This is a genomic window from Streptomyces atratus, assembly GCF_014648655.1.
Taxonomy (GTDB): Bacteria; Actinomycetota; Actinomycetes; order Streptomycetales; family Streptomycetaceae; genus Streptomyces; species Streptomyces atratus.
In genome coordinates this window covers 1-369 of the sequence record NZ_BMRN01000044.1, presented here as the reverse complement: position 1 = coordinate 369, position 369 = coordinate 1, and the positions used below count along the sequence as shown (strand labels likewise).

Annotated in this window: 1 pseudogene; it reads left to right on the top strand. The window is 66.4% G+C overall.

Features of this window, described 5'->3' with window-relative positions:
* Positions 1-180: 180 nt before the first annotated feature.
* Positions 181-369 (top strand): annotated as a pseudogene (locus tag IEZ15_RS36240) (hypothetical protein); the annotation flags it as partial.

The window sequence follows — 369 nt, the reverse complement described above, 5'->3', positions numbered from 1 at the left end:
GAGATCACGGCGGCGTTGAACGGTTCGCTGTCGGCTCTCCTCGGTGGTCAGTCGGGGATGGAGGCGGCGTTCAGCTCGGGTGATCAGGAGCAGGGTGACAACGCACGGCAGCAGATGTCGGCGGCGAACTTCGACGCGGCGCGCTTCGGCGGCCGCTGACAGACGGGGGTTGGGTTTCTGATGGCTGGTCAGAGTGATCGTCGTTCGTACGACACGGGTGCGTCCGCGGATGCGCAGGGCAACATCCAGGTGGTGATCGCGCAGTTGGAGGAAGTGATCGCGGCGCGTGACGCGCAGGTGAAGGCCGCGATGGCGGACTTCGCGGCGGACGGTGTGGCGGATGAGTACCACGGCAAGGAACTGCGGTGG